Origin of the sequence: Saccharopolyspora rosea (genome assembly GCF_025643595.1) — a bacterium.
Classification (GTDB): Bacteria; Actinomycetota; Actinomycetes; order Mycobacteriales; family Pseudonocardiaceae; genus Saccharopolyspora; species Saccharopolyspora rosea.
This window is the reverse complement of the sequence record NZ_CP102826.1, coordinates 2,547,365-2,566,984: the sequence shown is the minus strand read 5'-3', so window position 1 is coordinate 2,566,984 and position 19,620 is coordinate 2,547,365. Positions and strand designations below refer to the sequence as shown.

At 70.0% G+C, this 19,620-nt stretch carries 18 protein-coding genes; 9 read left to right on the top strand and 9 right to left on the bottom strand.

Annotation, left to right across the window (positions count from 1 at the left end; translation table 11 throughout):
* Positions 1–6 precede the first annotated feature (6 nt).
* The 5 genes from NV263_RS11865 to NV263_RS11845 all read right to left on the bottom strand — a co-directional run bounded on the left by NV263_RS11865 (position 7) and on the right by NV263_RS11845 (position 5,646).
* A complete protein-coding gene (locus tag NV263_RS11865; protein ID WP_380758417.1) occupies positions 7–798 on the bottom strand; it encodes an ABC transporter permease in 792 nt (263 codons plus the stop codon).
* A 65-nt stretch (positions 799–863) separates the two neighbouring features.
* Entirely contained in the window at positions 864–1,793 is a 930-nt protein-coding gene (locus NV263_RS11860; protein ID WP_380758420.1) for an ABC transporter permease, read from the bottom strand.
* A gap of 73 nt (positions 1,794–1,866) precedes the next feature.
* Positions 1,867–3,072 carry an ABC transporter substrate-binding protein gene (locus tag NV263_RS11855; protein WP_263253007.1) on the bottom strand — a complete coding sequence of 402 codons (1,206 nt, stop codon included), beginning with the start codon at positions 3,070–3,072 and terminating at the stop codon, positions 1,867–1,869.
* Between the two features lie 28 nt (positions 3,073–3,100).
* Positions 3,101–4,207: an ABC transporter ATP-binding protein gene (locus tag NV263_RS11850; RefSeq protein WP_263253005.1), complete on the bottom strand. Its 1,107-nt coding sequence runs from the start codon at positions 4,205–4,207 to the stop codon at positions 3,101–3,103.
* A 14-nt stretch (positions 4,208–4,221) separates the two neighbouring features.
* Positions 4,222–5,646: a gamma-aminobutyraldehyde dehydrogenase gene (locus NV263_RS11845; RefSeq protein WP_263253003.1), complete on the bottom strand. Its 1,425-nt coding sequence runs from the start codon at positions 5,644–5,646 to the stop codon at positions 4,222–4,224.
* 220 nt (positions 5,647–5,866) lie between these two features.
* Between NV263_RS11845 and NV263_RS11840 the strand changes: the two genes are divergently transcribed.
* From NV263_RS11840 to gdhA, 3 genes are all read left to right on the top strand, one after another.
* Complete coding sequence (locus NV263_RS11840; RefSeq protein ID WP_263253000.1) at positions 5,867–6,604, top strand: FadR/GntR family transcriptional regulator; 738 nt, start codon at positions 5,867–5,869, stop codon at positions 6,602–6,604.
* 59 nt (positions 6,605–6,663) lie between these two features.
* Positions 6,664–7,476, top strand: coding sequence for a cache domain-containing protein (locus NV263_RS11835; RefSeq protein WP_263252998.1), 813 nt, complete (start codon positions 6,664–6,666; stop codon positions 7,474–7,476).
* Positions 7,477–7,669: 193 nt separating this feature from the next.
* A complete protein-coding gene (gene gdhA, locus NV263_RS11830) occupies positions 7,670–9,010 on the top strand; it encodes an NADP-specific glutamate dehydrogenase (RefSeq protein ID WP_263252996.1) in 1,341 nt (446 codons plus the stop codon).
* Positions 9,011–9,175: 165 nt separating this feature from the next.
* On the opposite strand, the gene NV263_RS11825 is transcribed toward gdhA, so the two are convergent.
* Complete coding sequence (locus NV263_RS11825) at positions 9,176–9,511, bottom strand: ArsR/SmtB family transcription factor (RefSeq protein ID WP_263252994.1); 336 nt, start codon at positions 9,509–9,511, stop codon at positions 9,176–9,178.
* A 128-nt stretch (positions 9,512–9,639) separates the two neighbouring features.
* On the opposite strand from NV263_RS11825, the gene NV263_RS11820 reads away from it, so the two are divergent.
* On the top strand, positions 9,640–10,764 hold the full coding sequence (locus NV263_RS11820) for an NADH:flavin oxidoreductase (RefSeq protein ID WP_263252992.1): 1,125 nt from the start codon (positions 9,640–9,642) through the stop codon (positions 10,762–10,764).
* Positions 10,765–10,866: 102 nt separating this feature from the next.
* Here the strand turns inward: NV263_RS11820 and NV263_RS11815 are convergent, their stop codons facing one another.
* Complete coding sequence (locus NV263_RS11815; protein ID WP_263252990.1) at positions 10,867–11,322, bottom strand: MarR family winged helix-turn-helix transcriptional regulator; 456 nt, start codon at positions 11,320–11,322, stop codon at positions 10,867–10,869.
* Between the two features lie 137 nt (positions 11,323–11,459).
* On the opposite strand from NV263_RS11815, the gene NV263_RS11810 reads away from it, so the two are divergent.
* Positions 11,460–12,950, top strand: coding sequence for a UbiD family decarboxylase (locus NV263_RS11810; protein ID WP_263252988.1), 1,491 nt, complete (start codon positions 11,460–11,462; stop codon positions 12,948–12,950).
* 330 nt (positions 12,951–13,280) lie between these two features.
* Here NV263_RS11810 and NV263_RS11805 read toward each other — a convergent pair whose 3' ends face one another.
* Together NV263_RS11805 and NV263_RS11800 are read right to left on the bottom strand one after the other, a co-directional pair.
* Positions 13,281–14,861: an amidohydrolase gene (locus tag NV263_RS11805; protein WP_263252987.1), complete on the bottom strand. Its 1,581-nt coding sequence runs from the start codon at positions 14,859–14,861 to the stop codon at positions 13,281–13,283.
* Positions 14,858–16,342, bottom strand: a complete 1,485-nt coding sequence (locus tag NV263_RS11800; RefSeq protein ID WP_263252985.1) for an APC family permease — start codon at positions 16,340–16,342, stop codon at positions 14,858–14,860. The genes NV263_RS11805 and NV263_RS11800 overlap by 4 nt, the downstream gene beginning before the upstream one ends.
* A gap of 62 nt (positions 16,343–16,404) precedes the next feature.
* On the opposite strand from NV263_RS11800, the gene NV263_RS11795 reads away from it, so the two are divergent.
* From NV263_RS11795 to NV263_RS11780, 4 genes are all read left to right on the top strand, one after another.
* Complete coding sequence (locus tag NV263_RS11795) at positions 16,405–17,070, top strand: TetR/AcrR family transcriptional regulator (protein ID WP_263252983.1); 666 nt, start codon at positions 16,405–16,407, stop codon at positions 17,068–17,070.
* Between the two features lie 111 nt (positions 17,071–17,181).
* Positions 17,182–17,490, top strand: coding sequence for a nitrilase-related carbon-nitrogen hydrolase (locus NV263_RS11790; RefSeq protein WP_317630417.1), 309 nt, complete (start codon positions 17,182–17,184; stop codon positions 17,488–17,490).
* Positions 17,487–18,164: a DUF2848 domain-containing protein gene (locus tag NV263_RS11785; RefSeq protein ID WP_263252981.1), complete on the top strand. Its 678-nt coding sequence runs from the start codon at positions 17,487–17,489 to the stop codon at positions 18,162–18,164. Before NV263_RS11790 ends, NV263_RS11785 begins: the two co-directional genes overlap by 4 nt.
* Positions 18,164–19,618 carry a 4-hydroxyphenylacetate 3-hydroxylase family protein gene (locus NV263_RS11780; protein WP_263252980.1) on the top strand — a complete coding sequence of 485 codons (1,455 nt, stop codon included), beginning with the start codon at positions 18,164–18,166 and terminating at the stop codon, positions 19,616–19,618. Before NV263_RS11785 ends, NV263_RS11780 begins: the two co-directional genes overlap by 1 nt.
* Positions 19,619–19,620: the final 2 nt, after the last annotated feature.

Sequence of the window (19,620 nt, the reverse complement as noted above, 5' to 3'; positions counted from 1 at the left end):
GGCCGTTCACCGGTGCCCGCCCGCGGCGGCCGAGCCGGACAGGCGCTGCGCCAGGTAGACCGGGACCACCGAGATCGCGATCAGCACCGTCGCGACGACGTTGACGATCGGGGCCTGGTTGGGCCTGGACAGGTTGTCCATGATCCACACCGGCAGGGTCTGCATGCCCGCGCCGATGGTGAACTGGGTGACGATGATCTCGTCGAAGGACAGGGCGAACGCCAGCAGACCGCCCGCCAGCAGCGCGGACCGCAGCAGCGGGAAGGTCACCAGCCGGAACGTGGTGAAACCGTTGGCACCCAGGTCCATCGACGCCTGCTGCAGGCCGTTGCCGGTGCGCCGGAGCCGGGCGATGACGTTGTTGAACACGGTGACGATGCAGAACGTGGCGTGCGCGACGACCAGCGTGAGGAAACCCAGTTGCACGCCCAGCATCGCCCGGAACCCGTTGTTCAGCGCGATCCCGGTGACGATGCCGGGCAGCGCGATGGGCAGGGTGATCAGCAGCGACACGCTGTCCCGCCCGAAGAACCGGTAGCGCTGCAGCGCGAACGCGGCCGACGTGCCCAGGACCAGCGCGATGGCGGTCGCGATCAGACCGACCACGACGCTGGTCCACAGCGCGTGCAGCGCGCCGGCATTGGTGACCGCGCGCGCCCACCACTCGAACGTGAAGTGCGCCGGTGGCCAGCCGAACGTGGTGTCGGCGTTGAAGGAGTTGAGCAACACCAGCAGCAGCGGGAAGTAGATGACGGTCAGGCCGGCGACCACAGCCGCGGTCAGAAGCACTCTGGCCATCCGGGATCGGCTCAATGTCGTTGCTCCTTAAGCGTTCTCCGAGGGCGGTTCCGGCCGTCGCCTGATCACAGGTTGTCCAGGGCGCCGGTGCGCCGGACGGCGAACAGGTACAGCAGGATGATCACCACGGGCACGGTGGCCACGGTCGCCGCGAAGGGCAGGTTGTTCGCCGCGCCCACGTTGGTGTAGACGACGTTGCCGAGCATCTGGGAGGTGCCGCCGACGATCTGCACCGCGATGTAGTCGCCCAGCGACAGCGAGAACGTGAAGATCGAACCGGCGATCAGCGAGGGGACCACGGCCGGGAAGATCACCGAGCGGAAAGTTCGCCAGCCACGCGCACCCAGGTCGGCCGACGCCTCGACCAGGGACTGCGGGATCTGTTCGAGACCGGCGTGGACGGGCAGGATCATGTACGGCAACCACAGGTAGGACAGCGTCATCACGGTCGCGGTCACTCCGTAACCGGGCGTGTGCAGTCCGAGCGGCCGCAGGACCCAGTCGACCACGCCGTTGTCGGCGAGCATGGTCCGCCAGGAGTACGCCTTGACCAGGTAGCTCGCCCACAGCGGCATCAGCGTCGCGATGACCAGGGCGCGTTGGGCTCGGACCGAGGCGTGGCGCGCCATGTAGTAGGCCATCGGGAAGGCGATCAGCGCGTCGATCGCGGTCACCGCGAGCGCGACGCCGAAGGTGCGCAGCGTGATCGTGCGGTAGACGCCTTCGGTGAACAGCGTCCGGAAGTTGTCCACGTTCCAGACCCGCACGATCTGGCCGGTGAAGTCGTCGATCGTCCAGAACGCCGATACGAACAGCGCCGCGAGCGCGGCGAGGTAGGCCACGCCGAACCACGTCAGCGGCGCCGACAGCAGCGCCGCGAGCCGCAGCCGCGGCCGGCCGTGGGTGAACCCGGAGATGCGGTCGGCGAGCGTTCTCCCGCGCCCCGGAACGGCGTGGTCGGCGAACGCGCGTGCGGTGGCACCGCTGGTCACCATCGTCCTCCTCCGATGTCGTCGGCCGAGCCGGGCGGGGTGACCTCCGGGGAGGTCACCCCGCGGCTGCGGGCGCTCAGCCCTTGATCTCGGTCCACGCCTTCGTCCAGTCGCCGTAGTCCTTGCACTTGACGTTGCGCCTGCCGTCGAGGCACTGCGAGATCGGCGTCGTCCAGTAGTGGATCCGCTGCGCGAAGTCGGCATCGCCGGCGTGGAAGGTCGAGCACAGCGTCCGGTCGTCGGCCACGTCGCAGGACTTCGCGTTCGCCGGCGCCTCGCCGAAGTACTCGGCGACCCGGGCGTTCACCGCGGGGCTGACGATGTAGTCCATCCACTTGTAGCCGCAGGTCTTGTGCTGCGACTTGCTGTAGAGCATCCAGGTGTCCGACCAGCCGGTGGCGCCCTCGGAGGGCAGCACGTCGGCGACCGGGGCGCCGTTGTCCTTGGCCGTGTTCACCGTGACCTGCCAGGCGGTTCCGATCTCGGCGTTGCCGCCGGCGAAGGACTGGACCTCCTTGAGGTAGTCCGACCAGTACTCGGTGACCATCGGGCGCTGCTGCTTGAGCAGCCGCACCGCGGCGTCGAACTGCTTGTCGTCCAGCGCGTAGGGGTTCTTGATGCCCAGCTCGGGCCGGTGCTTCATCAGGTACAGCGCGGCGTCGGCGATGTAGATCGGCGAGTCGTACGCCTCGATCCGGCCCTTGTGCGGGGAGTTCTGGTCGAACATCGCGCCCCAGGAGCTCGGTGGCGGGGAGACCTTGTCGGTGCGGTAGGTCAGCAGGTTCGCGCCCCAGCCGTGCGGGATGCCGTAGGGCACGCCGTGCACGCTGTTCCACGACCGGTTCTTCAGGAACGGCTGGATGTCCCGGTAGTTCGGGACCAGGTCGGTGTTGACCGGTTCCACGTCGCCGGAGGCGATCATCCGCAGCGATGCGTCGCCGGAGGCCGACACGACGTCGTACTGCCCGGACTTGAGCAGGTTCACCGCCTCGTCCGAGGTGCCGAACGTCTTGACGTTGACCTTGCAGCCGGTCTGCTGCTCGAACGGGGCGACCCAGTTGGCCTTCGGGTCGTTCGAACCGTTCTCGGCGTACCCCGGCCACGCGAGGACGTTCAGCTGCCCTTCGGGGCTGCCGAGCTGCTTGACCGCCGACAGCTTGGGCGGGGTGAACCCGCCGCCGCCCGGGGTCCCCGCTCCGCCGCCGCTCGTGCCGCAGGCCGTCGCCGCGGCGACGAGCGACAGCACCCCGGCGAATGCGCTCGCGGTTCGTCGAATGCCCATCTTCTCCTCCGGTCTCGCTACCTTCGGTTCATGCCGTCGAGGCGTCGTCGGCCAGCCGGAGGTTGTGCTCCGCCGCCCACGCCAACCGCACCCGGTCGGTGTTGCCGTACCGGTCCTGCGCCGCGCCGCCGTCGTTCTGCCGCACCACCGAGAGCACCCCGCCGGCGTCGAGTTCGACCTCGTAGCGGGTGGCTGGACCGGTGAACGCGACGTCCCGGACGGTGCCGGTGGTCGTCGTCTCGCCGGGTGCGGCCGTCGAGTCCGGGGAGCCGACGAGCCGGATCTTCTCCGGGCGCACGCCGTAGGTCCCGCTGCGGCCGAGGATCTGCTCGGCCGCTTCACCGCGGATCAGGTTCGAGGTCCCGACGAAGTCGGCGACGAAAGCCGTCCGCGGCGCGTCGTACACCTCGGCCGGGGTGCCGACCTGCTCGATCCGCCCCTCGTTGACGACCGCCACGCGGTCGCTCATCGTCAGCGCTTCCTGCTGGTCGTGCGTGACGAAGACGAACGTGATGCCGACCTCGCGCTGCAGGTGCTTGAGCTCGGTCTGCATCGCGGTGCGCAGCTTGAGGTCGAGGGCGCCCATCGGTTCGTCCAGCAGCAGCACCTTCGGCCGGTTGACCAGCGCCCGGGCCAGCGCGACGCGCTGCCGCTGTCCTCCGGACAGTTGTGCCGGGCGCCGCGCGCCGTACTCGGCCAGCCGCACGGTTTCCAGCGCCCGGTGGGCCATCTCGCGCCGCTGCCGCCGTCCCACCCGCTTCACGCGGAGTCCGTAGGCGACGTTGTCCAGGACGGTCATGTGCGGGAACAACGCGTAGTCCTGGAAGACCGTGTTCACGTCCCGCTCGAACGGCGCGAGGCCGGTCACGTCGCGACCGTCCAATGTGACCGTTCCGGCGCTGGGCCGTTCGAAACCCGCGATCATCCGCAGGATGGTGGTCTTGCCCGATCCGGACGGTCCGAGCATGGCGAAGAACTCGCCGTCGGCGATGTCGAGGTCGATCCCGGCGACGGCCTGCGCGGTCCCGAACGACTTGCGCAGGCCGCGCAACCGGATCGCGGGCTCGGCGCCGGTGTCCGGCTGCTGCCCGGCCGGGGCCGGTCGCGCGGCGTCGACGGTGTCTCGAACGGTCATCCGTTGTCGCCCTCTCATCCGGTGAAGTCGCTCATGACGTGCTTGATGCGGGTGTAGTCCTCCAGGCCGTAGGCCGACAGGTCCTTGCCGTAGCCGGAGTGCTTGAAGCCGCCGTGCGGCATCTCGGCGACCAGCGGGATGTGCGTGTTGACCCACACGCAGCCGAAGTCCAGGCGCTTGGACATCCGCAGCGCCCGCCCGTGGTCGCGGGTCCACACGCTGGAGGCCAGCCCGTAGGCGACGTCGTTGGCGTACCGCAGGGCCTGCGCCTCGTCGTCGAAGCGCTGCACGGTCAGCACGGGCCCGAACACCTCGTTCTGCACGATCTCGTCGTCCTGGTGCAGCCCGGAGATCACCGTCGGCGCGTAGAAGTAGCCGGCGTCGCCGACGCGGTGGCCTCCGGTGTGGACGGTGGCGTGGCCGGGCAGCCGGTCGACGAACCTGCTGACCTTGTCGAAGTGGGCCGCGTTGTTCAGCGGTCCGTAGGCGACGTCTTCGGCGGGCGGGCCGGTGCGGGTGGCGCGGGCGCGTTCGGTCAGCGCGGCGACGAGTTCGTCGTGCACGCCGGAGTGCGCGAGCACGCGCGTGGCTGCGGTGCAGTCCTGGCCTGCGTTGAAGAATCCGGCTTCGGCCACCGCCGCGGCGGTCCTGTCGACGTCCGCGTCGTCGAAGACCACGACCGGTGCCTTGCCGCCGAGTTCGAGGTGCACGCGCTTGACGTCCACCGCGGCCGCGCCGGCGACCTGCATGCCGGCGCGCACCGAGCCGGTGATCGACACCATCGCCGGGACGGGGTGCTCGACCAGGGCGCGCCCGGTGTCGCGGTCTCCGCAGACCACGTTGAGCACGCCCGGCGGGAGGAACTCCGCGGCCATCTCGGCGAGCAGCACCGAGCTGGCCGGTGTGGTCTCGGCGGGTTTGAGCACGACGGTGTTGCCGGCGGCCAGCGCCGGGGCGACCTTCCAGATCGCCATCATCAGCGGGTAGTTCCACGGCGTGACCTGCGCGCACACGCCGACCGGCTCGCGGCGCACGTAGGAGGTGTGCCCGGCCATGTACTCGGCGGCGGCCCTGCCTTCGAGCGTCCGCGCGGCGCCGGCGAAGAACCGCAGCTGGTCCAGCATCATCGGGATCTCTTCGGAGGCGGTCACCGCGAGGGGTTTGCCGGTGTCGGCGGACTCGACCCGGACCACCTCCTCGGCCCGCGATTCGAGGGCGTCGGCCAGCCGCAGCAGGGCGAGCTGCCGCTCGGCGGGGGTGGTCTCGCTCCAGGACTCGAACGCCTTGGCCGCTGCGCCGACGGCGGTGTCCACGTCCTGCGGGGAGGAGACGGGAGCGGTGGCGCGGGGACGGCCGGTCGTCGGGTCGACGAGGTCGCAGTGCTGCCCGGAGAGCGCTTCGACTCGTCTGCCGTCCACGAAGTTCGTCAAGTGCTGCACGGGGACTCCTTGTCGTTCGGGCGCTCGCCGGGTGTGGTGCGCGCACCGGCGGGGTCGTCCGCTTCGTGCCAGCCGTGTGATCCAGCACACCGGCGGTGATAAAACATATGAGTTCATATTTCAAAGCGAAGGGGTCGATCGTTTCGGGCAGAATTCGGTCAGGGGCCGAGCCAGGTGCCGGCCGGACGGGATGTCGGACGCGGAAGACGGGAGCGCGAGGGTGGACAGGGTGGCTCGGTCGGCGGTCTTCGCACCGCTCGACCAGCTCGGACGTGCCGAAACAGTGGCCAGGCGGATGGCCGACGCGATCGTCGGCGGCCTGCTCGCCGACCAGGAGCAACTGCCGAGCGAGTCCGAGCTCGCCGACCGGTTCGGCGTCTCCACCGTCACCGTCCGCGAAGCGCTGACGGCGCTGCGCCAGCAAGGGCTGGTGGAGACCCGCCGCGGCCGCGGCGGCGGGAGCTTCGTGCGCGCGCCCGCCCAGCAATCCCCGGCGACGGCCGTGCTGCGCGAGCGGCTGGGGACGATGACACCGGCCGACATCCGCGACATCGGCGACGAGTACACGGCGATCGCGGGCACCGCTGCGCGGCTGGCGGCGGAACGCGCCTCTGCGGAGGACGTGACGCGGATCAGGGCCGCGGCCGAGGAGTTCGGCTCCTCCGAACCGCCGGCGCTGCACCGCGCCGAACGCGGGTTCCACCTCGAAGTGGCGGCCGCCAGCCAGTCGCCCCGACTGACCCAAATGGAGGTACGCCTGCAGGGCGAGGTTGGGGCACTGTTGTGGCTGCCGGCGAGTCAGCGGGGAAACCGGCGGCGGGCGTGCGAGGAGCACAGCGCCATCGTCTCCGCGATCGCGGACGGCGACGGGACGCAGGCGCGCAGCCTGACCGAGGACCACGTCCTGGACGTGGTGGAAGGTCTCGCGGAGCTCCATCTGCGGCTGGTCGCCCCGTAGGTGCGGCGGACGGGCTGCGGGTGGTCGGCGCCGCTGGTGGAACAGGCCCAGGTGGATCGATGGTGCAGGACTTCGGGGCGGTGAGCGTTGCCGGGCTCGTCGACGAGATCACGACGATGGTCGAGCGCATCTTCGAGGCGCTGGACTCCCTGCGGGTGAAGGTGGAACGGCTCTACGCCGAGCGCGCGACCCGGGGAGTGCTGCCCAGCGCGGCCGACCTCGGCGAGCTGCGGCCCGACATCGTGGCCAACCTCGGCGCCGAACGCGGTCTGGTCGTCGGCTCCGGCTACATCTCCGACGTCGGCGCGCTGCGCGACCGGGACCGGTGGCTGGAGTGGTGGAAGAGCGAACGCGACGGGCGGCCCGCCCGCCTGGTCGTCAGCCTGGACCCGGACAGCGACGAATTCCTCGACTACACCAGGCAGCCGTGGTTCACCACGCCGCGCTCGACCGACCGCCGCCACATCACCGGTCCCTACGTCGACTACCTGTGCACCGACGAGTACTCGCTGACCCTCACCGCCCCCGTCCACCACGACGGGCGGTTCGTCGGCGTGGTGGGCTCGGACGTCTTCGTGCGCGGGCTCGAATTGGTGCTGCTGCCCGAGCTGCGCGCACTGGCCCAGCAGGCGGCGCTGGTCAACGCCCAGGGCAGGGTGATCGTGTCGAACCGAGCCCGCCTGGCCACCGGTTCCCTGGTCCGCGAACCCGACGTCGCCCGGCTCTGGCCGACCAGGCACGACGCGCCCGAGCGAGGGCCGTATTCCCTGAAAATCGGCTCCCCCCGCCCGGACGGCCGCGCACCCGAGGGCTGCGCGGATGAGTTGCACCTGTGCGCGGACCTCCCGCTGGCGCTGTTGGTGTCGCGCTGACCGGCACCGCCTGCACTTTCGGGCATGATCCGGTCGATCGGGTCGCGGCGCCCCGTGTGCAGGCGTCGGTACCCGCACGATGTGTCTCTCATCATGTTGCTCGTGCCCGGTTTGCGGGGTGAGGTGAAGCTGGCAACGATCTGGCTGGATCTCGTGCACCGGTCCTGCCGCGGCGGACGAAGGAGTTCTACCCGTGCTTCACGAGCGTCTTGAACCGGTCTACGCCAGCGTGGTCCAGCGCAACCGCGGCGAAGCCGAGTTCCACCAGGCGGTTCGGGAAGTGCTGGAAAGCATCGGGCCGGTCATCGACAAGCACCCGGAGTACGCCGAGCACAAGATCATCGAGCGGATCTGCGAGCCCGAGCGGCAGATCACCTTCCGCGTGCCGTGGGAGGACGACCGCGGCGAGGTGCACATCAGCCGCGGCTTCCGGGTGGAGTTCAACAGCGCCCTCGGCCCCTACAAGGGCGGGCTGCGCTTCCACCCGTCGGTCTACCAGGGCATCGTGAAGTTCCTCGGCTTCGAGCAGATCTTCAAGAACGCGTTGACCGGGCTGCCCATCGGTGGCGGCAAGGGCGGCGCCGACTTCGACCCGAAGGGGCGCTCGGACCGGGAGATCATGCGGTTCTGCCAGAGCTTCATGACCGAGCTGCACCGGCACATCGGCGAGTACGTCGACGTGCCCGCCGGGGACATCGGCGTCGGCGGTCGGGAGATCGGTTACCTGTTCGGCCAGTACAAGCGGATCACCAACCGCTACGAGTCCGGGGTGCTGACGGGCAAGCACCTGTCCTTCGGCGGTGCCCGCGTGCGCACCGAGGCGACCGGTTACGGCTGCGCCTTCTTCGTGCAGGAGATGCTGCAAGCGCGCGGGGAGTCCTTCGACGGCAAGCAGGTCGTGGTCTCGGGCTCGGGCAACGTCGCGGTCTACACGATGGAGAAGGTGCACCAGCTCGGCGGCACCGTGGTGGCCTGCTCGGACTCCTCCGGCTACGTGGTCGACGAGAACGGCATCGACGTCGAGCTCGTCAAGCAGCTCAAGGAGGTCGAGCGGACGCGGATCAGCGCCTACGCCGAGCGCCGGCCGAACGCGAAGTTCGTCGCCGACCGCAGCGTCTGGGAGGTGCCGTGCCAGGTGGCGATGCCCTCGGCCACCCAGAACGAGCTCGACGCCGCCGACGCGGCCACCCTGATCGCCAACGGCTGCATCGCGGTCGGTGAGGGTGCGAACATGCCGACCACCCCGGACGCGGTGCGCAGCTTCCAGGAAGCCGGAATCGCCTTCGGTCCCGGCAAGGCGGCCAACGCCGGTGGCGTGGCGACCTCGGCGCTGGAGATGCAGCAGAACGCGTCCCGGGACAGCTGGAGCTTCGAGTTCACCGAGAAGCGGCTCGAAGAGATCATGAAGGACGTCCACGCCCGCTGCTACGCCACCGCGGAAGAGTACGGGATGCCCGGCAATTACGTCGCGGGCGCCAACATCAACGGCTTCACCAACGTCGCCGACGCGATGCTCCGCCTCGGTCTCATCTAGTTCGGTCGCAGCGCACCGCCGACCGGCGCATGTGTCCACATCGGACAACTATCGCAGCGGTCGCGCGACGAGCGGGCGGCCCCGGCGCCCCGAGGTTCCAGCCAGGCCCTCCGCCGCGGGCCCGCAGACGGCACCGCGCGTCGTCGCCTCGTCCGAGACGGGCGCCTACGCCGCGGCGAGGACGGCGGCCAACAAACCCGGGAACCGCTGTTCCAGCTCGGCGCTGCGGAGCTCGCTGTAGCGGGCCGTTCCCCGGTCGTACTGGGCGATGATGCCGCTCTCGCGCAGCACCTTGAAGTGGTGCGTGGAGGTCGATTTGGACACCGTCAAGCCGAACGCGGCGCAGTTCATCGGCTGCTGCGCGCGGGCGAGGGCGCGAACGATGCCCAGGCGGACGGGTTCACCGAGCGCGCGCAGCACCTGGTCCACCCCGATCTCGCGCAGCTCGGGCTGCGGAAGCGCCTTCCCGGAAGCCGGGGGCTGGGGCGAGTCGGTGAGCACGCGCACATTGTACGACATCTGTCGTACGACCGCTTGTACGATGAAGCTCGTACTACGAGGTGAGCCGTGCACACCGCCGCTCGCCACGACACGACTCCCCCAACCGAGTCGGAGGATGGATCTCCACGATGGACCCCGCCACCCCGCAGCACACCGCTCCGGAAGACCCCCTGTTCACGCCCGTCAAGATCGGCGGTGTGGCGCTGGACAACCGTGCGGCGCTGGCCCCGATGACGCGGATCAGCGCGACGGAGGACGGTTCGGCCACCGACCGCATCGCCCGCTACTACGCCGGATTCGCCCGCGGCGGCTTCGGCTTGATCATCACCGAGGGCGTCTACACCGACACGGAGCACAGCCAGGGGTACCTGCACCAGCCCGGTCTGGCGACCGCCGCGCAGGAAGCATCCTGGCGCCCGGTCGTGGCGGCCGTGCACGAGGAGAACAGCGCGATCTTCGCGCAGCTGATGCACGCCGGTGCCCAGTGCCAGGGCAACCGGTTCCGCCAGGAGACCGTGGGCCCGTCCGCCGTGGCGCCACGCGGTGAGCAGCTCGCGTTCTACCGGGGCGAGGGCCCGTTCCCGACCCCGCGACCGCTGGAGAAGACCGAGATCGCCGACATCCGTCGCGGTTTCGCCGCCGCGGCCCGCCGCGCCGCCTCGGCCGGCTTCGACGGCGTCGAGCTGCACGGCGCGAACGGGTACCTGCTGGACCAGTTCCTCACCGACTACCTCAACCAGCGCGAGGACGACTACGGGGGCGGGATCGCCAACCGCGTGCGCCTGGCAGCGGAGGTCTGCGACGAGGTGCTGCAAGCGGTGGGCTCCGAAATCGCGGTGGGCATCCGGATTTCCCAAGCGAAGGTCAGCGACGCCCGGCACCGCTGGGCCGGAGGCGCCGAGGACGCCGAGGTCATCTTCGGCACCCTCGCCCGCACCGGAGTGCACTTCCTGCACACCACCGAGTACCGGGCCACCGCTGCCGCGTTCGACACCGGCGGGGCCACGCTCGCCGAGCTCGCCAAGCAGCACAGCGGACTTCCCGTGATCGCCAACGGCCAGCTCGAAGACCCGCGCACGGCCCGTTCCCTGCTCAGCTCCGGCGCCGCCGACCTCGTCGCGATCGGCAAAGCCGCACTCGCCCAGCACGACTGGCCGCACCGCGCCCGGGACGGCCGGGACATCGCCGCCGATCCGCACCCCGAGGTGTTCAGCCCGCTGGCCGACATCAAGGACTGGGAACTGCGACGCTGAGCACGCGCGGGTCGCCGCACCGCCGAGGGACTCAGGACCGGGATCGCCCACATGTCCGGCGCCACGAGACACCGGTGGCCGTGATCAACAGCGGCTATCCCCTCACTCCGCTTCGGTGGAGCCCTGGAGGATCCGTTCCAGCGATGCCAGGAACCGCTCGCGATCGTCGGCGGGCAGGGGGGCCAGCATGCGGTCGTTGACGGCGAGGACCGCGGGGGTGAGCCGGCGCACCACGTCACGACCGGGATCCGTGACCGCGACCAGTTTGCGCCGACGGTCGTTGTCGTCGCGGGTCACCTCGATCAGCTGCCGTTGCAGCAGGCGGTTGAGCACGGGAGCGATGGTCGATTTGTCGAGGTAGGCCAGTTCACCCAGCGTGCCCTGGTCCATGACACCTCGGAGGTGCAACAGGCCCAGCACGGTGAATTGCGGTCCGGTGACCTCGCGGTCGACCAGCTCCTGCCAGAGCCGGGTGTGCAGTTGGGTCAGCCGACGGCTCAGGTGCCCCAGCCCGCTGATCGCAGCCAGGACGCTGTCGCCGGTTTCTGGTGAACTCACTCTCTCCACACCCTTCCACCTGGTTCAGGACGCACACGGAGTATATCCTCATATTAGGACGTGCACGTACTAACTGTGCGTGATGAAGAGTGTTCGCACGCGCCCCAGCGGCCGTCGGTTCGGAAAGGAACGATCCCATGCCGCAACACGGCCCCGCACTGAACTTCCGCGACTTCGTCGACGACCTCCTCGCCGCAGGCGACGCGGTCCGCATCGACCAGCGAGTCGACCCCGAGCTGGAAGTCGGCGCCATCACCCGGCGAGTCTACGAAACCAAGGCGCCCGCTCCCCTGTTCGCCAACCTCACCGGCGCCGAACCCGGCTTCCGCCTCCTCGGCGCCCCTGCGGGGCTCAACAGCACGGGTGCGCAGCAGTACGGTCGGCTGGCGGCCCACTTCGGCTTGCCCCGCACGAGCACGCCGCGCGACATCCTGGAGAAGCTGATCGAGGCGATGCACGCCGATCCGCTCTCCCCTGTCACGACCGCGGACGCGCCCTGCAAGGAGCACGTCCAGCTCGGCGACGACGTCGACCTGGAGCGCTTTCCGGTTCCGCTGCTGCACCAGGAGGACGGGGGCCGCTACTTCGGGACCTACGGCTTCCACGTCGTCGCCAGCCCAAACGGCACCTGGACGAGTTGGTCGATCAGCCGGACCATGCTGCACGGCCGCACCACGCTCGTCGGACCGGCGATGCCGCAACAACACCTCGGGATGATCCACGCCATGTGGCGGGAGCGGGGACTGCCGACGCCGTGGGCCATGGTGCTCGGGGCTCCGCCGGCCGCCGTGGCCGCCGCCGGGATGCCGCTGCCCGCCCAGGTCAACGAGGACGGCTACGTGGGAGCGCTCACCGGCCACCCGGTCGAGGTGGTCCGAGCCGAGACCAACGACCTGTACGTGCCGGCCAACGCCGAAATCGTCCTGGAGGGCACCATCAGCCCCGACGAGACGGCTCCCGAAGGTCCGATGGGCGAATACCACGGGTATTCGTTCGCCGAGAGCCGCCCGCAACCGGTGTTCCACGTCGACGCGATCACCCACCGCACCGATCCGATCCTGCCGGTCTGCGCGGCCGGCCTGCCTCCGGAGGAGAACCACACCATCTGGGGCACGATGATCTCCGCGGCGAGCCTGGACCTGCTGCGCTCCGCCGGACTACCGGTGGACATGGTGTGGTGCTCCTACGAGGCCGCGACCTGCTGGATGGTCATCTCCATCGACCTCGACCGGCTCGGCAGGCTGGGCACGACGGAACGGGCACTGGTCGACGCGATCGCCGAGGTCCTGTTCGACTCGCACCCGGGGTGGCTGGTTCCCAAGGTCATCCTCGTCGCCAATGACATCGACATCACCGACATCGACCAGGTCGTCTGGGCGATGGCCACGCGCGCCCACCCCGGAACCAGCCACTACACCTTCCCCGACGCCCCCGGCATCCCGCTGGTGCCCTACCTCACCCCCGACGAGGCGCGTGCGGCCAAGGGCGGCAAATCCATCACCAGCTGCCTGCAACCGGAGCAGTTCCAGGGCACCAACAAGGGCATCACCGCCTCCTTCCGCGGCTCCTACCCGAAGCACCTGCAACAACACGTGCTCGACAACTGGACCAGCTACGGATTCCGGTGACCCGGCGGGAGAAGAAGCGATTCCGACCAGTGCCAGTCTTTGAACCCGCTTTCGGAAGGGTCGTGGCAAGCGGCGCCAGCCGCTTTCTCTTTCGGTGAGTGGTCTCGCCACTTGCACCGCCGCGGGTTCTCAGCGGTCGTCTCGCGAGGACAGCCCCGACGCCGTGTATTGGGCATACATCAGGAGGGGCTTCCGCAGTCGATGTGGCTGTGGCGCGGCAGCGCCTCCGTGGGGGGTGGTGGTCGGGTGACGGGCGGGCCGCTGAGGTTCCGCTACCGGCGCCGCCTCGCAAAACGAGTTCGAAGACAGGCTCTCAGCAGATGACGCGACTCAGTCGCTCCGGTGCGTGATCAGCCCCGCCGACATGGTGAGCCGGATCGGTGCGGTGGCGAGCTCGTCGGCCGGGGCGTCCACCGGGTCCACTGTGAACGCGGTCAGGTCCGCCCGGCACCCCACCGCGATCCGCCCGGCGGACGACTCGGTGCCGTCGGCGATCGCGGCGTGGGTGGTCATTCCTTCCAGCGCCATCAGGCCGGTCAACGCCTGTTCCGGAGTGACGGGTGCGATGTCGGTACCGGGCCGGCGGCGCAGTCGGGCGAAGCTGAGCACCTCGCGGGCGTCGTAGCCGGCGATGGGCCAGTCCGAACCCAGCACGAGGGTGCCTCCGGTGTCGCGGACGTCGCGGCAGCACCAGGCCCGGTTGGCTCGTTCGGCACCGAGCCGGGTCGACCATTCGTCGCTGTGGTCGGCCGTGGTGTAGGCGGTGTGCGACGGCTGCATGGAGGCCACCAGGCCGGTGGCGACCAGTCGGCGGACCTGGTCCACCGGCAGCGTTTCGAGGTGTTCGACCCGGTGCCGGACGCCGCGGGTGTCCACGCCCTGGAAGCTGTCGACGACGTGGCGCACGCCGGCGTCGCCGATGGCGTGCGTCGCGGTCTGCACCCTCGCGGCCGCGAAGTACCGGACGGCCCTGGTGTACTCCTCGGTGTCCAGCCAGAGCGCGTCGGTGTTCTGGCCGAGGCAGTCGGCGTGCTCCAGCCAGGCGGTGCCGCCCTCGATGGTGCCGTCGATGAAGAACTTCACGGCAGCGACTTCCCAGCGCTTTCCTCGCCGCCCCTGGAGCGCGACGAGCCCGTCGAGGTCGTCGCCGGGCATGCACCACGGCGCCAGCCGCAGCCGTACCGGCAGGTCGGTGTCGTTGTCGACCTGCGTGAGCAGGTCCAGGCTCCTCGCCGCGCCGTCCATGACGTTGCCGCCGGTGAGCCCGGTGGCCGCCATCGACTCCAGCAGGTCGACGAGCCGGCGCCGCAGTTCGGCGTCGGGCGTCGGCGGGATCACCGCGCGCACCGGTTCCATGGCGGCGTGTTCGAGCAGATGTCCGGTCAGCCGACCGCGCTCGTCGCAGACGATCCGGGCGCGCTGCTGGAACGCGCGGGGTCCGGTGATCCCGGCGCGCGCGAGGGCTGTGCTGCTGGCCAGGGCGGAGTGGCCGTCGTAGAGGGTGAGCAGGACCGGGGTGTCGGGCAGCACTTCCTCGACGACGTGGTTGGTCACCGGGCTGCCGCCGAAGACGTTGTGGTCCAGCCCGAATCCCGTCACCCACCCCTCGCGGCCGCGCACCGCGCCGGCCAGTGCCGCGCGCAGGTCGTCGAGGTCGCTGCACCCGGACAGGTCGAGGCCGTCGAACGAGGTGATCCCGTGCAGGGGGTGCATGTGCCCGTCGACCAGGCCCGGCGTCGTGATCGCCCCGCCGAGATCGACGACATCCGTGCCGGGGCCGCGCAGCGCGAACGCATCGTCGTCGAGGGCGATGATGCGGTCTCCGCGCACCGCGATGGCGGAGGCGGTGGGGCGGCTCGGGTCGAGCGTGCGCGCGGTGGTCCCGACGACGAGGATGTCGGCGGCGCTCATCGGACGATCTCCTTCTCGCAGTCGGCGGCGATGCCGGCGTAGACCTCGGGGCGGTTGCGGCGCAGCCAGGCGCCCCACGACAGACCGACGACGCAGACGAGCGGGATCGTGGCCAGCAGCACCACGTTGACCGTGGTCGAGGCCGATGTCATCAGGTCGACGTGGCGGGCCGCGAGGACGAGCACGCCGGTCATCGCCAGTGCCGAGACGAGCGGCGCGATCACGGTGCGCCAGGGGCCTTCGGTGTTGGGGGTGCGGCGGAAGAAGGTGATGACCGAGACGGCCGCGGCGACCTGCAACAGCAGAATTCCGAAGACACCGGGGGTGTTCACCCAGATCAGCAGGTGCCGGTACGGGTCGGCGCCGACGAGGGCGAAGCCGACGAGGGCGAAGCCGACGACGATCACCAGGGCGAGCACGGTTTGCGCGAGACCGGCGACGTGCGGCGACCGGGTGCGCGGGTGGACCGCCGCCAGGCGGGACGGCAGCAGACCTTCGCGGGTGATGACCAGCGCGTAGCGGGTCACCGCGTTGTGGAAGGCGACCAGGCTGGCCACCACGCTGGTGACGATGAGCAGGTGCATCACCGTGGCGAACCAGGTGCCCACGTAGTTGCCGGCGGCGGTGAAGAACAGGCCGACCGGGTCCTGGGCCGCCGCGGCGATCACGCCCTGCGCGCCGTACGCCTGGACGATGCTCCAGACGATGAAGGCGTAGGTCGCGGCCATGACGGCGACCGCGATGTACATCGCCCGCGGGATCGTGCGGTGCGGCGCGCGGGTTTCGGAGCGGTAGATGACGGTGGCTTCGAAGCCCATGAACGCGGCGAACGCGATGGGCAGGATGCTGGCCATGCCGGGTTCGAACAGGTGGGAGGGCGCGAAGGACGCGAACCCGATGCCTTCGGGACCGCCTCCTCGGACCAGGATCGCGACGGCGAGCACGAACAGCACGCCGGTTTCGGCCACGAGCAGGACGGCCAGGAGCTTGGCACCGAAGTCGACGCTGCGGAACCCGACGTACCACACCAGCGCGACCCCGGCGACGGCGTAGCACCACCAGGGCGCGTCGATGCCGAAGACGTCCAGGAACGTGTCGTGGGCGGCTTTGCCGAGCAGGCCGTACACGCCGATCTGCAGGACGTTGTAGGACAGCAGGGCGACCAACGCCGCGGCCACGCCGGCGGTCTTGCCCAGGCCCAGGCAGATGTAGGAGTAGAACGCCCCGGCGTTGCCGACATAGCGGGAAAATGTCGTGAAGCCGACGGCGAAGACGGCGAGCACCACCCCGGCGAAGAGGTAGGCCGCGGGGGCGCCGAGGCCACCGACCAGCACTGCCAGGGGCGCGACGCCGACGACGACCATCAGCGGGGCGGCTGCCGAGACCACGATGAAGACCAGGTCGCTGGTCCCGAGCGCGTCGCGCTTGAGGCCGTCGCCGGTGTCCCGAGTGGATTCTTCGCGGGGCGGGGATCCGGACATGGTCGGTCTCCTCGATTATCGAAACCGATTAGATTTAGGCGGGCGGTAGCGTACGGCCGACGATGACGAATGGGAAGGGGGTGAAGGTGGTGGGAGCCAGCCGACGACGGGCGGGACGCCCCCGGACGGCGGTGCTGGACCGCCAGCGGATCGGCGAGGCAGCGCTCGAACTCGTCGACGAGACCGGGGACTTCACGCTCCCCGAACTGGCCCGGCGGCTCGGGGTGCAGACCGGGTCGCTCTACCACCACGTCGAGGGGCGGGCCGGCGTGATCGAGCTGCTCCGCGAGCAGATCAGCGACCAGATGGACCCGACACCCCTCCAGCAGCACCGCTGGGACGTCGCGATAGCCGAGTTCTTCCGCTCCTACCGCGCGGTTTTCGCCGCACACCCGCGCGTGGTGCCGATGCTGACCACCACCACGGTCCGCTCGCCCCGGGTCATCGCGGCCTACGAGAAGATGGCGGCCCAGCTCGCTGACAGCGGCATCCCGATCAGCCGGACGATGGAGATCCTCACGGCACTGGAGAGCTTCGCCATCGGTTCCGCGCTGGATCTGGCCGCGCCCGAGGTGATGTGGGAGATCCCGGACGGGGTCGACGCGCCGCACCTCGCGGCGGCGCTCGCCGCGCAGGAAACCCCCGCCGACCGCGCCGAGCGCGCGTTCGAGGTCGGCCTCACCACCCTGCTCGACGCGGTGCGGGCCGAGGCCGCCTCCGCGCTCTGACGCCGCACCGGCGCCGAGCGGTGACCGTCGAGCCACCCCGGCTTTCCGGAGCGATCCCGGGCCGGGTATTGCACAACGCGTACACCGGTTGTATACATCTTGCATGACTGGTTGCTCATCGCCGGCGACACGGCATCGGTCGCCACCAGCGCGCTGGGCCCGATCGGGTCCACCACCTGTTACGACCTGAGATTTCCCGAGCTGTGGCGGGCATTGGTCGATGCGGGCGCGAAAACCGCTGTGGTGCCCGCAGCCTGGCCGGCTGCTCGCCGCGCGCACTGGCGGCTGCCCACCGCCTGCGAGGTCGATGCCTCGTGCGTCGACGCGGTGCGAGCCGAATTCCCGGTGCTGGCGGATCGACGTCTCCCCTTCACCCCGCCCAGCACGCAACCACCGCACGCACCAGGAGGATGCCCGTGACCGACGACCGACTGCGGCTCTACGTCGCACACGGTGACGCGGTGCTCGATCTGACCCCGGACAGACTCATCGTGGCCGGCTACACCGCCCGCGACGAGCGCGCCGTCGCCGAGCACATCGCAGAACTCCAGGCCATCGGAGTGCCACCGCCGGCGAGTGTGCCCGCCTTCTACGACCTCGACCCCGCCCTGCTGTCCACCGACGCCGTCGTGGCGGTCGACGGCACGCACACCTCGGGCGAAGTGGAACCCGTGCTGGTCCGCCACCACGGCGAGTACTACCTGGCGGTGGGATCCGACCACACCGATCGCGACCTCGAACGCACCAGCATCGCCGACTCGAAGGCAGCGTGCCCGAAGCCGATCGGACAGCTGGTGATCCCGCTCGGAACCGACGTGTCCGCGGCGGCGTGGGATGGCATGACCGCGTCCTCCAGTGTGGACGAACTCCCCTACCAGAACGGCGACCTCGCCACGTTGCGCCCACCGGACGACCTGCTCGAACGCCTGACCGGGACGCTCGGCGAGATCGACGGCGTCCTCGTCGTCTTCTGCGGAACTTTCCCGCTCCTGACAGGGGAGTTCGTGCACGGCAGCTATTGGCGCCTGCACCTGTCCTGCGCCGATGGCACGACTTTGACGCACTCGTACGAGATCAAGCAGAGGAGTCAGTAATGCGCACCGGGTCCGAGTACTTGGCCTGCATCAAAGACGATCGTGAGATCTACGTCGATGGCCGGAGGGTGCACGACGTGGCTCACCACCCCGCTTTCGCACCGATCGCCACGACGATCGCCGAGTTGTTCGACGTGGCCGCGGATCCCGCGTCCGGCATGACCACCCACGCCGGTCCGGGCTCCGAGATCGAGACGAACCGGGTGTTCACCACGCCCCGCAGCCGCGAGGACCTCGCCGCGTTCCGACTGGCCGTGGAGACCTGGGCGCACCACACCCACGGATGGGTGGGCCGCAGTCCCGACCACGTCGGGGCCTTCGTGAGTGCTTTCGCCGCCCACACCGAGGTTTTCGGCAGCGGGGAGCGCGACTTCTCCGCCAACGTCACCGCTTTCCACGAGCGGATGCTGCGCGAGAACCTCTACGTCTCCTATGCGATCATCCCGCCGCAGGTCTCCCGGGCCGACACCGCGCACGCCTGGGCCGGCGACCTCGTCCAGGCCGGGGTGGCCGAGGAACGCGAGGACGGCATCGTCGTCCGGGGCGCGCAGATGCTGGCGACCGGCGCGGCCGTCGCGGACGAGATCTTCGTGTCCTGCATCAAACCGCTGACCGAAGAGGACAGGGATTTCGCGCTCGGCTTCGTCGTGCCGGTCAACGCCAGCGGGCTCAAGTTGTACTGCCGCAGGCCCTACGCGCCGGCGGCCACCAGCCACTACGACTACCCGCTGAGCACCCGCTACGACGAAACCGACGCGCTGCTGGTCTTCGACGACGTCTTCATCCCCTGGGACCGGGTGTTCGTCTACCGCGACGTCGCCGGGTTGCGCCGCCAGTTCTTCGACACCGGGGCGCACGTGCTCGGCAACTGGCAGGCGCAGATCCGGTTCGCGGTCAAGCTGCAGTTCCTCGCCGGCATCGCGCGCAAGGTCGCCGCCGTCAACGGAGTCGACAAGTTCCCGGGTGTGGTGGAGAAGCTGGGCGAGCTGGCGAGCCTGGCCTCGCTGGTCGAATCCGCCGTGCTCGCGGCCGAGTACACCGCAGCTCCCGACGAGCAGGGGATGTGGCGTCCCGGCTCCCGCGCGGTCTACGGCGCGATGGGGTTGCAGGCCGAGCTGTACCCCCGCGTGCTGGCCGTGCTGCGCGATCTGGTCGGCGGCGGAGTGCTGCAGGTTCCCTCCAGCGTGGAGGACATGCGCAACCCGGACACGCGCGCCGACATGGATCGCTACGTCCACAGCCCCGCCGCGGAGGCCGAAGAGCGGGTGAAGCTGTTCAAACTCGCCTGGGACGCCGTCGGCAGCGAGTTCGCCGGACGCCACCACCAGTACGAGATGTTCTACGCCGGGGCGCCGTTCGTGGTGAAGGGATACGCCTTCCGCAACTACGGCTTCGACGCCCCGCTGGCCGCGGTCGATTCCTTCCTCGCCAGCTACGACACCCACGCCGCCTGACG